Source organism: Mesorhizobium sp. M1342 (genome assembly GCF_040317955.1).
GTDB lineage: Bacteria > Pseudomonadota > Alphaproteobacteria > Rhizobiales > Rhizobiaceae > Mesorhizobium.
The window spans coordinates 1-13,790 of sequence record NZ_JAMYLI010000045.1 but is presented as its reverse complement, the minus strand read 5'-3'; the positions used below and the strand labels follow the sequence as shown (position 1 = coordinate 13,790).

The window sequence follows — 13,790 nt, the reverse complement described above, 5'->3', positions numbered from 1 at the left end:
CTATGCATGGAATTGGACAGCCGGGCCCTATCGGTCACCAAATTCTGGCGCGATGCCGGCGAGGATGCCTGGTTCGAGAAGAACGAAGCATTCGATGCCGAGTTCCGCGACCGCTTTCTCGGCCTGCACTATGCCGCCGCTCGGCGTGAATGCGACGACTGGCTGGAACATGCCGAAGGCGCGCTGGCGCTGATGATCCTGCTCGATCAGTTTCCGCGGAACTGTTTTCGCGGCACCGGCCATATGTACGCGACCGATCCGCTCGCCAGATATTTCGCGGAGAGGGCGGTCGCGGCCGGCCATGACCTGGCACTCGAGGAAGAACTCCGCGTTTTCCTCTACCTGCCGTACGAGCATTCGGAACTGCTGGCCGACCAGGACATTTCGGTCGAGCTGACGCAGGCCAGGGCCGAGCCCTACCTGAAATACGCTGTCGAACACCGCGATATCATTCAGCATTTCGGCCGTTTTCCGCATCGAAACAGGATGCTTGGCCGCGAAACCACGGTGCAGGAGCAGGCGTTCCTGGATGGTGGCGGCTTCTCTGGCTGAAGATCCGGCTACTGCCTGGTCCGGACCTCAGGCCAGCCACCAATCCCGGCCGGACGACAATCGCTCGATGCCTGAGGTATCGACGGCGACCAGCCGGTCGGTGATGCTGCGGCCGCTGACAACCAGGCCGGGTGCGATCTCGGCCAGCGGCGCCAGCACGAAGGCGCGCTCCAGCATGCGCGGATGCGGCACCTCCAGCCCGGTCTCGTGGATGACGCGGTCGCCGAACACCAGAATGTCGATATCGATCAGCCGCGGCCCCCAGCGCTCCTCCCGGACCCGCTTCAGCTTGCGCTCCGCATCGAGGCAGAGGTCGAGCAAGGCACGCGGTGCAAGCACAGTGGAAATCTCGGCGGCCGCATTGAGAAAATCCGGCTGATCGAGCTTGCCCCAGGGCGGCGTGCGATAAAGCGAGGAGACGCCGGTGACGCGCGTATCCGCGTCGGCATCCAGCATGCGCAGCGCCGCGCCCATGGATTTCGCCGGATCTCCAAGATTGCCGCCAAGGCTGAGATAAACGGTACTATTCGGGCCAGACAACGGTCACCTCGACATAATCGAGCACGCCGGGCACCGGTGCGTTCGGCTTGCGCACCGTGATCTCGGCTTTCTTTATCTGCGGAAAACGCGCCGTCAGCGCACGGGCCACTTCGAGCGCCAGCGACTCGATCAGAAAACGGCGCTGCCCGGTGATGATCTTTTCAATGACGGTGAATGCAATGCCGTAATGGACCGTATCCTCGATGGAATCCTCGGCAAGCGCCCGGCCTGGATCGACGGTGAGAACGGCATCGACATAGAAGCGCTGGCCGAGCCTTTCCTCCTCGTCCAGCACGCCGTGCCGGGCAAAGAAAGCGCAGTTCTTCATGCGGATGACATACATCGCTCAGTTTCTCGCCCGGTCCGTCTGACGCGCCAGCATAGCATCCGCGAGCGCCAAAGCGTCCACGTTGAATGCGACATCGTGGACGCGAAACAGATCGGCGCCCTGGAGCCTCAAGATGACGCTGGTCGCCGCTGTTCCGACCGCTCTGTCGGCGGCATCACGGCCGGTGACCGTGCCGATGAAGCGCTTTCGCGACGTACCGGCCATCAGCGGCAAGCCAAGTGCATGCAATTCCGAAAAGCGTGCCATCAGGTCGAGATTTTCCTCCGCCGTCTCCTTGGCGAATCCGAAACCGGGATCGAGCACGATACGATCGTCGGCGATGCCGTTCTGGCGGACGATTTCCAGCGACCTTCGCAGGAACGTCAATTGATCGGCAATCACATCCGGCAGTTTCTGGCGATCCCGCCCGGTATGCATGATGACAAGCCCGGCGCCGGTGTCGGCGGCGACACGCGCAATATCGGGCTCGCGCTGCAAACCCCAGACATCGTTGACGATATGCGCGCCGGCGGCAACCGCCAGCCGCGCCGTGTCGGCGCGATAGGTGTCGACCGAAATCAGCACCTCGCTCACGCCCCCCAGCGCTTCGATCACAGGCAGGATGCGGTCCTGTTCCTGGCTGGCCGATACCGCGGCGGCACCTGGGCGCGTCGATTCTCCGCCGACATCGACAACCAATGCGCCTTCCCCGATCATGCGGCGCGCCTGGGCCAGCGCCTTTTCAGGGGCGTCGAACTGGCCGCCGTCGGAAAAGCTATCGGGCGTGACATTGAGGATGCCGACGACCACGGCCTTGCCGCCAAGGTCGAGGTGGCGTCCATGCGCCAACTGCCATCGCCTGGCCGTCATTGCTCATCGACCATGGAGTTCATCAATCATGTGTGATCCCTGGCGGATCAATTTCATTGCGCCGGCAACGGCCGTAAAGCAAGGTGGTCGAAGAGGCAACATGATGAAACGATCCATGCTTGGCATGAAAAAACCGTCCCTGTGCGTGAAACAATCCTTGGCTTGCGCGCTGCTGCTCGCCATGACCCCGCTTCCGGCGGCTGCCGCCAATCTCGTCAAGACGTACAGCTATTTCGCCATCGGCGGCAGCACGCTCGACGACATCGAGGCACAACTCTCCAAACGCGGGCCGGAGGTGAAAAGCACCGGCACCCGGCACCCGGGCGCCACGCAAATGGCCTTCACCACCCGTATCAGCTATGCGCAGACACCGAGTTCCTGCCGAATCGCCGACGCGGTGGTGACCGTCAAGGTGAAGGTGATCCTTCCCGAGTGGCGCCGCCCGCGCAAGGCCGATGCCGATGTCAGGCTGTTCTGGGATACGCTGTCCGCCGACATCAAGCGCCATGAGGAGCGCCATGTCGAAATCGCCAAGAACCATGGCGGCGAACTCGAAGAGGCCTTGAAGGCCACCTACCCGCAAAAGAACTGCGACGCCGCCAAGGCCAAGGCGGCCGCGATCACCGCGGCTGTCCTGGCCAGGCACGACCGCGCCCAGCTTCAGTTCGACCGCGTCGAAAGCGTCAATTTCGAAAGCCGCATCCTGCGGCTGCTGCGCTACCGCATGGAGCGCATCGGCAACGGCCGACTGCCGCCGGCCTGAACGCACCCGAACTGAAGCCAAATTCGCCGAAGCGTAGTGCCAGATTCGAAAAACTTTCGAGCCGCTGTCGAAACCGGCCTATATGGGACGACATATATCAGGCTCGCCAGACGCGAGCATAAAACACCAATGCGATCCGAACGGTCGAGAAACCGGAACGGCTGAACAGCGCCGGTCAAATCGCAAGCTTATGGATGAACGATCATGAACCAGGCTGTCGATAACAAAACGATGGCGGAAACCGGCACGCCGATAACAGAGAGCGAAAAGAACGCCATTATCGGCGGCGTGCTGTTGTCGATGCTGTTGGCGGCACTCGATCAGACCATTGTCGCGCCGGCCATGCCGACCATCGGGCATGCGCTCGGAAACGCACACTATCTGCCATGGATCGTCACCGGTTATCTCCTGACCGCTACCGCCGTGGCCCCGCTCTACGGCAAGATTTCCGATGTCTACGGACGCCGGCCAACCGTCTATGCCGCGATCCTGATCTTTTTGGCGGGATCGCTGGTCAGTGCGATGGCTCCCAACATGTTTGTGCTGGTTGTCGGGCGGGCGATCCAGGGCGCCGGCGGCGGCGGCTTGTTCGCTTTGACGCAGACCGTCGTCGGCGATCTCGTTCCGCCGCGCGAGCGGGCACGCTATGCCGCCTGGTTCTCCGGCACATGGGCCGTCGCCAGCGTTGCCGGTCCGTTGCTCGGCGGCACTTTCGCCGAGCACCTGCACTGGTCACTGATCTTCTGGATCAACATTCCGCTTGGTGTTCTTGCGATGGCGATCATCAACAAGCCGCTCAAGAAACTGCCCGTTGCCGCAAAGCGCCATCGTATCGACGCCCTGGGCGCGTTGCTTCTGATCATTGCCACGGCGCTGCTGCTGCTCGCATTGAACTGGGGCGGCAGCGCCTATCCCTGGATTTCGCTTGAAGTCATCGGCGTTCTCTGCGGTTCGGCGATTTTCTGGGGCGCTTTTGCCTTGCGGCTTATGCGAGCCGCCGAGCCGCTCATCTCGCTTGAAGTGCTTGGCAATCCAATCGTTCTGGCAGGCACGCTTTCGATGTTCCTGCTTCAGGCCGCAAGCGTCGGCATGGCTGTGTACCTGCCCGTCTATCTTCAGGCGGTGCTCGGCCTGTCGGCAGCAGAGTCGGGCATCGCGATGCTTGGGCTTCTGCTGGGGACCGTCGGCGGCGCGGCATTCAGCGGGCGCATGATACCGCATTTCACCCACTACAAGCGCATTGCAATGGTGGGCGTCGTCTTCAGCATGCTGTGCCTCTGCCTGCTGGCCGTCGTCGCAGGATATGCAACGCTGCTGGAGGTAGAGGTCTTGACGATCTGCATCGGGTTTGGAACCGGAACGACGTTTCCGGTCACCACCGTGTCGGTCCAGAACGCCGTCGATCGCGTGCATCTCGGCGTCGCGACGGGCGTGCTGACATTCCTGCGTTCGCTTGGCAGTGCGCTTGGTGTCGCGATGCTCGGCGCGGTCGCTCTGGGCTACGGCCTGCCGCTTGCCGGTGAAGGCGTGCGGATCGTGGGCCATAGCGCGACGGTCGAGCCGTTCGTGATGATCTTTGCCGTCGCCGCCGCTACATTGCTGCTGGGGCTGATCACGCTGACGCTGATGCCCGAAAAGGAGCTTCGCGGTTACGCCGACAATGCGACGCCCATCCTCGCCGAGTAAGCTTCAGCCGGAGACGCCGAGCTTCTTCTGCAGGCTGGTCGAGGAGGTCGTGTACTGGAAAACGATGCGCTCGCCGGGGCTGATGATGCGCTTGGCGGCCTGCGCCATCAGCGCCACTTCGTGGAAGCCCGACAGGATCAGCTTCAGCTTGCCCGGATACCAGTTGATGTCGCCGACCGCGAAGATACCAGGCACCGATGTCTGGAACTTCTCGGTATCGACCGGAATAAGGTTCTCGTGAAGGTTGAGACCCCATTCCGCGATCGGTCCGAGCTTCATGGTCAGGCCGAAGAACGGCAGCATGCGCGTGCAAGGCACCTCGACATCGCCGTCCGGTCCCTTGATGGTGGCCGATGACAGTTGGCCGTCGGCACCGGTCAATCCGGTCACCTGCCCGACCTGGAATTCCAGCTGCCTCATTTCCTGCATGGCATACATCTTGTTGACGCTGTCGGGGGCGGCACGGAACTCGGGCCGCCGGTGCACCAGCGTCACGCTCTTTGCCACCGGCTGCAGGTTCAGCGTCCAGTCGAGTGCCGAGTCACCGCCGCCGACAATGACGAGGTCATGGCCGCGAAAATCCTCCATCCGGCGCACCGAATAGAAGACACTCTTGCCTTCATAGGGCTCTATGCCGGGGATCGGCGGACGCTTGGGCTGGAAGGAGCCGCCGCCGGCGGCAATCACCACCACCTTGGCCTCGAACACCTCATTTTCGTCGGTGGTGACGCGAAAACTGCCGTCCTCCAGTTTTTCCAGGCTGGAAACCATTCGGTTGTAGCTGAAATCAGGCTTGAACGGCGCGATCTGCTCGAGCAATTTGTCGACCAGCCCCTGCGCCGAGATCGAAGGCCAGCCTGGAATGTCGTAGATCGGCTTTTCCGGATAGAGCTCCGCGCACTGGCCGCCCGGCCGATCCAGAATGTCGATCAGGTGGCACTTCATGTCGAACAGGCCGAGCTCGAACACGGCAAACAGGCCGACCGGCCCTGCCCCGACAATAAGCACGTCTGTCTTGGTGGTCTCGGTCATGCGATGTGCCTCGCTGCGAAGAGAGCAGGACACTGCATGACCAATGCTCCGCTGCCAAGCCGCAGCGGGAAAAATCAGTTGGCAAAGATCCTGCGCTTATCCCTGGCGGGCGGGCACGCGGACAACCAGGCCGTCAAGCGCATCGCGGACCTTGATCTGGCATGACAGGCGCGAGTTGGGCTGGACGTCGTAGGCGAAGTCCAGCATGTCCTCTTCCATCGCTTCCGGCTCGCCGACTTCAGCCGTCCAGGCTTCGTCGACATAGACGTGACAGGTGGCACAGGCGCAGGCACCGCCGCATTCGGCTTCGATCCCGGGCACGGCGTTGCGGATCGCGTTCTCCATGACCGTAGAGCCGTTCTCGGCGTCCATGTCGAAATGCGTGCCGTCATGGGCAATGAAAGTCAGCTTGGTCATTTGTCACCTGAAGGGAGTTCCAGCCGAGATAATCACTCCGGCTGACAAGTCAACTGCCGCATGAAAGCGCCGCCCGATGACGTTTTTCCGCAAATCGGGTTCGGCGCGGATTCAGCGGTTGATGGCGGCGATGAAATCGCGCACTTCGTCGATCAGCGTGCCAAGCCGCTTGAGCGTCTGGCCGTCTTCCGGCCGGTGCTCGATCTCGGTGGCGCAATCGGCAATGGCAAAGGCGCCGACGCCCCGTGCCGAACCCTTTAATCCATGGGCGAGCAGAAGCCGGTCCTTGATGTCGGCGTCGACTATTCTGTCGCGCACGGACACCGCCTGCTGTACAAACAGCGCCAGCACCTCTTGCTCAAGGCTGCGGTCGCCCATCGTCTGGCGGGCAAGGTGTGCCAAATCGACCGGCCGTGACCGCCTTGGTCCGGATACGTCGCCCCCGGGCATTGAGAAGGCAATGCCGCTTTCGCCACGCATGAACTCGAACTCCGTTTCTTCGATTCGCCCAAAAACCTAGGCGAATCCAATGGACAACGGGTTAATGAATGGCCGGGAAAAATGTTGCCAAAGCGGCGCCCAAATCACAGTTCCGTTAACCTTATATTTAAAGTTTTACGTATCCCGCGGAATGCATGTTTTCTTTACCCCCCTGTGTCATTACGATACGAGGGGTCCATTTTCAGCCTCCTGCGCGGGGCAAGACAAACAGAATTATAAGCCCGCGGCAGCTAGTACAGGGTAGCGAAGGCATGGCAAAGAAACCAACGACGACGAGAACTCTCGACAGCGACGTGGCCAGGGAACTGGAAAAGGCGCTCGATCTCGACCTCAGCAACGAGATCGGCAGCGGCGACCTCGACATCGCGGCTTCGATGGAGGATCTGGAAGCTCAGATATCCCAGGCGGCCGACGAGCTGGCGCGCGAGGGACGCAATCATAAGCCGGAACAAAACCCGGAGCCTGTGGTCAATCAGAACCACGCCGCGAAACCCGCGCCCAAGGCCAAGCCTGCCGAATTGCGCCCCGTGGAACCGCGCAATGGCGCCCAGCCCGCGGGTTTCGCGCCGGCCAATGACGATCGCCAGAAGGACTACAAGACGCTTCTGCACAGCCTCAACAGGCGTGCCTCGAACACCATTTACTGGGTCGTCGCCTTCGTTTCGCTCGCCTGGTTCGCCGGCGCCGGCGGTTTGGCCAATCTGCTTTTCGGACCGAGCATCTGGAGAATCCGTACGCTCGACCAGTTCCTTGCCCGTCCGGAACTGATCGGCCTCGCTGTCGCGGCCATCGTGCCCGTCATCCTGTTCTGGGCCTTCGCCGCCATGATTCGCCGCGCCCAGGAAATGCGCATCGCCGCACAGTCCATGACCGAAGTGGCCTTCCGCCTGACCGAGCCGGAAAACCTTGCCCAGGATCGCGTCATGATGATCGGCCAGGCCGTTCGTCGCGAAGTCGCGGCCATGGGCGAAGGCATCGAACGCACACTTGCCCGCGCCGTCGAACTGGAAACGCTTGTCCACAGCGAAGTCAACCAGATCGAACGCTCCTATTCCGAGAATGAATCCCGCATCCGTTCGCTGGTCGACGGGCTCGGCAGCGAGCGCGAAGCCGTCGTCACCCATGCCGAGCGCGTCCGCGCCTCGATCACCGGCGCGCATGAGACGCTGAAGGACGAGATCGGCGCCGCCTCCGATATCATCCGCGACTCGATCCTGAATGCATCGACCAAATTGTCGATGACGATCACCAATTCCGGCGACACGCTGATCGATCGCATCAACGAAAGCTCGATGTCGATCTTCGATTCGGTCGAAGGCCGGCTCGATTCGATCACCGATCGGCTGTCGACCTCGGGCGAGGCCTTCGCCAGCCTTCTCGACACCCGCATTGCCAAGCTGACGGACACCACGGACGGCCTGACGCGGTCGTTGACCGATCTGCTCGACGATCGCACCACCGGCATGGTGTCGCTGCTCGGCGGCGCCGCGCGCACCCTCAATTCCGAATTCGAGGCCAGCCTCAACGGCATCGAGCGGACGCTCGCCGAACGCGGCCAGGCACTGATCAGCGAGTTCCAGACCCGCGCCGAGGCGCTCGACACCGGAACGCAGAAGCTCAATGCGGCACTCGAGGCCCGCGCCCGCCAGATCAACGAAACGCTGGTCGAGCGCGCCCGCGAAATCGCCCACACCTTTGCCGAGAGCAAGGATACGTTGTCGGCGATGATCGATCAGGGCAAGACCCAGATCGGCGCCGACATGGCCGACATCGTCACTTCGACCTCCTCTATGCTCGAAGCCCGCGCCAGCGACTTCGCCGGGCGCATGGAAGCCGCCCGCCACGTCGTGTCGCGTTCGTTCGACAGTGACATCCAGCGGCTCGCCGACGCCCGCGTCGGCATCGAGGAAGCCGTCGAGAACCACAGCAGGAAACTGTCAGAAAGCCGCGAACGCATGGCCACGGCCATGGAGGCCGACCTGGCGAAGTTCGCCGAGGGCCGCGCCGGCATCGATGCGGCGGTGACCAACCAGGTACAGAAGCTGGCCGAAGGCCGCAGCCTGATCTCGCGCGCTCTTGAAGAGGATCTGCGCAAGGTCAATGAATCGCGGGCGGCCATCGATGCATCGCTCGGCAGCCATCTCGAAAGGCTGGAAGAAGGCCGCAACAGGCTCTCCACTGCCTTGAACGAAGACTCCGGAAAACTGGTGCAAGCTCGTACGATCATTGATGAAATGGTCGCAGGTCATGTCGGAAAACTCGCCGAGGGCCGCAACATCCTGTCGCGCGCTTTGGAAGCCGATCTCGGCAAACTGTCCGACAGCCGCGCCGACATCGACGGTCTGGTCGCCGGTCAGGTGGAAAAGATCGCCGAAGGCCGCGCCGTGCTCGCCAAGGCGTTGGAAAACGACATCGTCGGCATCAAGAGCCTCATCGAAACCCATTCCGCCAAACTGGCAGAGGACCGCACACAGCTTTCCCATTCGCTCGACAATGATCTGTCCGGCATACGCGGCCTGATCGAAGGGCATTCAGGACGCCTCGCCGAAGACCGCAGCCTGCTGTCGCAGACCCTTGAAGCCGACCTTGCCAAGCTGGCCGAAAGCCGTTCGAGCATCGACGGTCTGGTCGCCGGTCAGGTCGAGAAGCTGGCCGAAGGCCGCGACATTCTCAAGCGCGCGCTGGAATCCGACCTGAACACGATCAAGGGCGTCATCTCAAGCCAGTCGGAAAAGCTGGCCGAGGATCGCGGGCAGCTTTCGCGGGTGCTGGAAACCGACCTGCAGAATGTGAACAGCGTCATCGCCGATCACATGAACAAGCTTGTCCAAGACCGCTCCGCCCTGTCCAGGGCACTTGAGGACGACCTCGCCAAGCTGGCCGACAGCCGCTCCAGCATCGACGGGCTCGTCGCCGGTCAGGTCGAGAAGCTTTCCGAGGGTCGCGACATCCTGCGGCGCGCTCTGGAATCCGACCTCAATGCGATCAAGGGAACCATTGCCGATCAGTCGCAGAAGCTGGTCGATGACCGGGCACAGTTCGCCCGGGCGCTCGAGGCTGATCTCGAAAGCGTCAACGGCTTGGTCAACAGCCATTCCGAAAGGCTCGTCCAGGATCGTTCAACGCTGTCGAAAGCGCTTGAAGCCGACCTCGAAAATGTCGGCGGCCTCGTCAACAGCCACGCGGAAAGGCTCGTCCAGGAACGCTCGACCCTGTCGAAGGCGCTCGAGGACGATCTCGCCAAGCTGGCCGAGAGCCGCTCCAGCATCGATGGCCTGGTCGCCGGCCAGGTCGAGAAGCTCGCCGAAGGCCGCGATGTTCTCAAGCGCGCGCTGGAAGCCGATCTCGCCAAGCTGGCCGAAAGCCGCTCCAGCATCGACGGTCTGGTCGCCGGCCAGGTCGAGAAACTGGCCGAGGGCCGCGACATTCTCAAACGCGCCCTCGAAGCTGACCTGCAGAAGCTTACCGAAAGCCGTGGCGATATCGACGACGTCATCGCCGGACATGTCGGCAAGCTGTCCGAGGGCCGTAATATGCTGGCCCGCGCACTGGAAGACGATCTGGGCAAGTTGGCCGAGGCCCGCAAGGACGTCGACCGGTCGCTGTCGGGTCACATCGACCAGATCGCCGCCAGAAGCACCGGCATTTCCGACGCGATCGCGGCGGATGTCGAAAAGATCGAGCAGGCGTTCAGCCGCCAGACGGGCATCATCGAGGAGCGCGCCGGCACCATGGAGCGTGCGCTCTCGACAGGCGTCGACAACGTCCGCGCCGTGCTCGAGAAGAGCGCCGTATTTGTCGCCGGCGCCCTGCGCGAGAAGGTGCTGGAAGTCACCAGCACCCTGCACGAGCAGGCCGGCGCCGCGTTCAGCGACGCCGACCGCAAGATCGCCGAGCGCGCCGAGCAGACCTCCGCCGCCCTGCTGGCGCGGGCCGAAGACATCGCCCGCACCTTCGAGGATGCAGACCGTCGCCTGCACGCCCGTGCGGAAGATACGTCGAGCGCCTTGCTTGCCCGTGCGGACGACACGTCCAGCTCGCTGCTGGCCCGCGCCCATGAAACCGCCGATCAACTGGCTGCTCGCGCAAGCGAGATCGCCGGCACCTTCGAAGCGGCGGACCAGAAGCTCGCCGCCCGCGCCCAGGAAACCGCCGATCAGCTGACCGCCCGGGCTCAGGACACCGCCGATCATCTGGCAGCTCGTGCAAGCGAGATTGCAGGCACGTTCGATGCCGCCGACCAGAAGCTGGTCGCCCGCGCCATCGAAACGGCCCAGTCGCTGGCCGCGCGCGCCGGCGACATCCTGCGCAACTTCGAAGGCGCCGACCAGCGGCTCGGCATGCGCATCGGCGAATCGGCCGAAGCGCTTGCCGCACGCGCATCGGACCTTGGCCGCATCTTCGATGCCGCCGACCAGCAGCTCGTCTCGCGCATCGCCGAAGGTTCGGAAGCGCTGTCGAGCCGTGCTTCGGAAATCGGCCGTATCTTCGACGACGCGGATCAGCGCCTGGTGTCGCGCATCGCCAGCAGCACCACCACGATCGGCGAGCATGCCGAGACCATCGTCGGTGCCTTTGCCGATACCGAGCAAAGGGTCGCCGAACGCGCCAGGCGGACCGGCCAGGACATGGCCGTGCACGCCCGCGAAATCGAGCAGGCGCTTGCCGGCGCCGACGAGCGGCTCGCCTCGAGCGCCGCGGCCGCGGCCGCCCGTGTCGAAGAGCAGGTCTCAGGCGTCGAGAACCGCCTCGCCTTCACAGCCGAGACGATGGGCCAGAAGCTCAACGAGCAGGTGTCGAATGCCGAGGCGCAACTCGTCTCGCGCGCCAATGTGATCGCCGAGACCTTCACCGCGGTCGGCCAGCATATCGGCCAGAGCACCAACGATGCCGCCAAGACGATCGGCGCCAACACCCGCGAACTCAACACCATGCTCGCCGCACGTTCGGCCGAAATGTCGAAGATCCTCGACGAAACCGCACGGCCCTTGGTCGAGCGTTTCGCCCAGGGCGGCTCGGACCTGCAAAAGAGCATGGAAGAGGTCACCGAACGCGCCACCGAGAAGCTGCGCAGCGAGAATGCCGCGCTTGTCGACGCACTCGCGAACCGCACCGCCGAAACCTTGTCGGCGGTCGAGGGCGCCCGCTCGTCGCTGTCCGACAGCGTCGCCGATCTCATCGGCCGGATGACCAAGTCTAGTTCGCAGCTCGGCCAGCTGATCGAGCAGGCCGCGGTCAATCTCGGCCAGGTCGATGAACGCCTGAGCGGCAGCACGCAAAGCTTCGCCGCCACCACCGAGAAAGCCGCGCAGACCTTCGCCAGCTCGGCGCGACTGGTCGATTCGAACACGACAAGGCTGACGGAACTGTCGTCGTCCACCTTGCGCGAGGTGGCGTCGATCGCCACCAAGTTCGACGAACACAGCCGCCTGCTGTCCAGCGCTTCGGACCTGCTGAGCTCGGCCCAGAGCAATCTCGAACACACGCTCGAGAGGCAATCGTCGCTCGAAGACCTCGCCGTCGGCCTAGTCAAGAAGTCGGAAGATCTCGAAAGGGTCATGCGCTCGTTCGAAAATCTCGTCGGCCAGACGCTGCAGAATGCCGAAGGCAAGACGATGGAATCGGCCGACAAGATCCGCAATGCCATCACCGACGTCGTCGATTCGGCAACCAAGCGCTTTGCCGATGCGACCGAGGAGATGCGGCGCACCGCGGGCTCGATCAAGAGCGAACTCGACCTGACCCGGGCCGAGCTCAAGAAGGGCGTCATCGAAATGCCGGAAGAGGCAAAGGAATCGACCTCGGCCATCCGCCGCGCCGTTTCCGAGCAGATCAACGCCCTCAAGGAGCTTTCGGACATCGTGGCCAAGTCCGGCCGCGGCGGCGGTGACGGATCAGAACCACGCAACCTGCGCCCAGCGCCGCAAGCGCCGGCCGCACGCGCCGCCGAGCCGCCGCGCCGTGCACCGGCACCGCAGCCGGACCTGCGCACGCCTCAGGCGCCCTTGGGCGGCCCTGCATTGCGAGGCACGCTCGACCTTGAGCGTCCTGCTGAGGCGGCACCGCGTCCGCGCGGCGATGCCAGCGCCCGCACGCCTCAGGGCGGATGGGTGCGCGATCTGCTTACCGCGGCATCGAACGATGAGGACCTCAGGTCGGCAGCCCCTACGGCCCCCGTGGAAGCGCAGCGCGCTACCCCTGCCCAGCGCTCGCCCCTGCATGTCGTGGAATCGCTGAACTCGCTCTCCGTCGACATCGCGCGTGCCATCGACCACGATGCTTCGATCGAGCTGTGGAACCGCTACCGGCGTGGCGAGCGTGACGTCTTCACGCGGCGGCTCTACACGCTGAAGGGACAGCAGACGTTCGACGAGATTCGTCGCAAGTATCAGGCCGAGGCCGAGTTCCGCGCCGCCGTCGACCGCTACTGCGACGATTTCGAGAAGCTGCTCAAGGATGTCTCGCGCAACGACCGCGACAACATCATGGCGCAGACCTATCTGACGTCGGACACAGGCAAGGTCTACACCATGCTGGCCCATGCGAGCGGCCGCCTGCACTAAGACAGGAATTGAACAGGCGGGGCCATGGTCCCGCCTGTGACTGTGCTGAACCTCCGGCACGCGCCGAACCTGCCCGCAGCACGTTTGCAAGCCGATCGACGCGTTCGGGACTTGCCCAAGTCGGATTTCCGACGCACTGAAGTCCACCGACAATACCCGCTGCCCTGACGCTCGAAGGGTGTGATCGTGAAGACGGCAATCATATTCGACTGCGAGTTTCTTTGCCTGGAGGGCTCGCAACGCCGATTCTGGTGCGCGGCACACGACCCCGACCCGGTGATCGCGCAGATCGGCGCGGTCAGGCTTGGACTTGAAGGCGACTTCCCCCTGCTCGGCACACACAAGGCCTATATCAGACCGGTCGACCGGTTTGGTCAGAGATACGCCCTCGACCCGTTCGTCACCAAACTGACCGGCATCACCGAGGAAGATCTGGAGACCGAAGGCGTGGCGCTAGAGCGATTCCTATTTTGAGAGAATCGTAGGATTCCCAAAGCCGGATGTTTGTGATTCAAGATGCTGGCTGGATTGGAGGCCA

10 protein-coding genes and 1 pseudogene are annotated in these 13,790 nt (G+C 63.2%); 5 read left to right on the top strand and 6 right to left on the bottom strand.

What is annotated here, in order from left to right:
* Window positions 1-6: 6 nt before the first annotated feature.
* Window positions 7-552: a DUF924 family protein gene (locus tag NKH06_RS30325; protein WP_127295930.1), complete on the top strand. Its 546-nt coding sequence runs from the start codon at window positions 7-9 to the stop codon at window positions 550-552.
* 27 nt (window positions 553-579) lie between these two features.
* Here the strand turns inward: NKH06_RS30325 and folK are convergent, their stop codons facing one another.
* Genes folK through folP form a run of 3 tightly spaced genes read right to left on the bottom strand, consistent with a single transcriptional unit; the run spans window position 580 to window position 2,290 of the window.
* Entirely contained in the window at window positions 580-1,092 is a 513-nt protein-coding gene (gene folK, locus NKH06_RS30320; RefSeq protein ID WP_127272685.1) for a 2-amino-4-hydroxy-6-hydroxymethyldihydropteridine diphosphokinase, read from the bottom strand.
* On the bottom strand, window positions 1,076-1,435 hold the full coding sequence (gene folB / locus NKH06_RS30315) for a dihydroneopterin aldolase (RefSeq protein ID WP_023813034.1): 360 nt from the start codon (window positions 1,433-1,435) through the stop codon (window positions 1,076-1,078). The genes folK and folB overlap by 17 nt, the downstream gene beginning before the upstream one ends.
* Window positions 1,436-1,438: 3 nt before the next feature.
* Window positions 1,439-2,290 (bottom strand): dihydropteroate synthase, encoded by an 852-nt coding sequence (gene folP, locus NKH06_RS30310; RefSeq protein ID WP_352440294.1) that lies wholly within the window; start codon window positions 2,288-2,290, stop codon window positions 1,439-1,441.
* Between the two features lie 103 nt (window positions 2,291-2,393).
* Between folP and NKH06_RS30305 the strand changes: the two genes are divergently transcribed.
* Together NKH06_RS30305 and NKH06_RS30300 are read left to right on the top strand one after the other, a co-directional pair.
* On the top strand, window positions 2,394-3,053 hold the full coding sequence (locus NKH06_RS30305; protein ID WP_352440309.1) for a DUF922 domain-containing Zn-dependent protease: 660 nt from the start codon (window positions 2,394-2,396) through the stop codon (window positions 3,051-3,053).
* 204 nt (window positions 3,054-3,257) lie between these two features.
* Window positions 3,258-4,739: an MDR family MFS transporter gene (locus NKH06_RS30300; protein WP_352894968.1), complete on the top strand. Its 1,482-nt coding sequence runs from the start codon at window positions 3,258-3,260 to the stop codon at window positions 4,737-4,739.
* Window positions 4,740-4,742: 3 nt separating this feature from the next.
* On the opposite strand, the gene NKH06_RS30295 is transcribed toward NKH06_RS30300, so the two are convergent.
* The 3 genes from NKH06_RS30295 to NKH06_RS30285 all read right to left on the bottom strand — a co-directional run bounded on the left by NKH06_RS30295 (window position 4,743) and on the right by NKH06_RS30285 (window position 6,668).
* Window positions 4,743-5,771 carry an NAD(P)/FAD-dependent oxidoreductase gene (locus NKH06_RS30295; protein ID WP_352440292.1) on the bottom strand — a complete coding sequence of 343 codons (1,029 nt, stop codon included), beginning with the start codon at window positions 5,769-5,771 and terminating at the stop codon, window positions 4,743-4,745.
* Window positions 5,772-5,867: 96 nt separating this feature from the next.
* On the bottom strand, window positions 5,868-6,188 hold the full coding sequence (locus tag NKH06_RS30290) for a 2Fe-2S iron-sulfur cluster-binding protein (protein WP_013531878.1): 321 nt from the start codon (window positions 6,186-6,188) through the stop codon (window positions 5,868-5,870).
* A 111-nt stretch (window positions 6,189-6,299) separates the two neighbouring features.
* Complete coding sequence (locus NKH06_RS30285; protein ID WP_352440291.1) at window positions 6,300-6,668, bottom strand: Hpt domain-containing protein; 369 nt, start codon at window positions 6,666-6,668, stop codon at window positions 6,300-6,302.
* A gap of 272 nt (window positions 6,669-6,940) precedes the next feature.
* Between NKH06_RS30285 and NKH06_RS30280 the strand changes: the two genes are divergently transcribed.
* Complete coding sequence (locus NKH06_RS30280; protein ID WP_352894965.1) at window positions 6,941-13,252, top strand: kinesin; 6,312 nt, start codon at window positions 6,941-6,943, stop codon at window positions 13,250-13,252.
* Between the two features lie 186 nt (window positions 13,253-13,438).
* Window positions 13,439-13,711, top strand: a pseudogene (locus NKH06_RS30275) (3'-5' exonuclease family protein); the annotation flags it as partial.
* Between the last annotated feature and the right edge of the window lie 79 nt (window positions 13,712-13,790).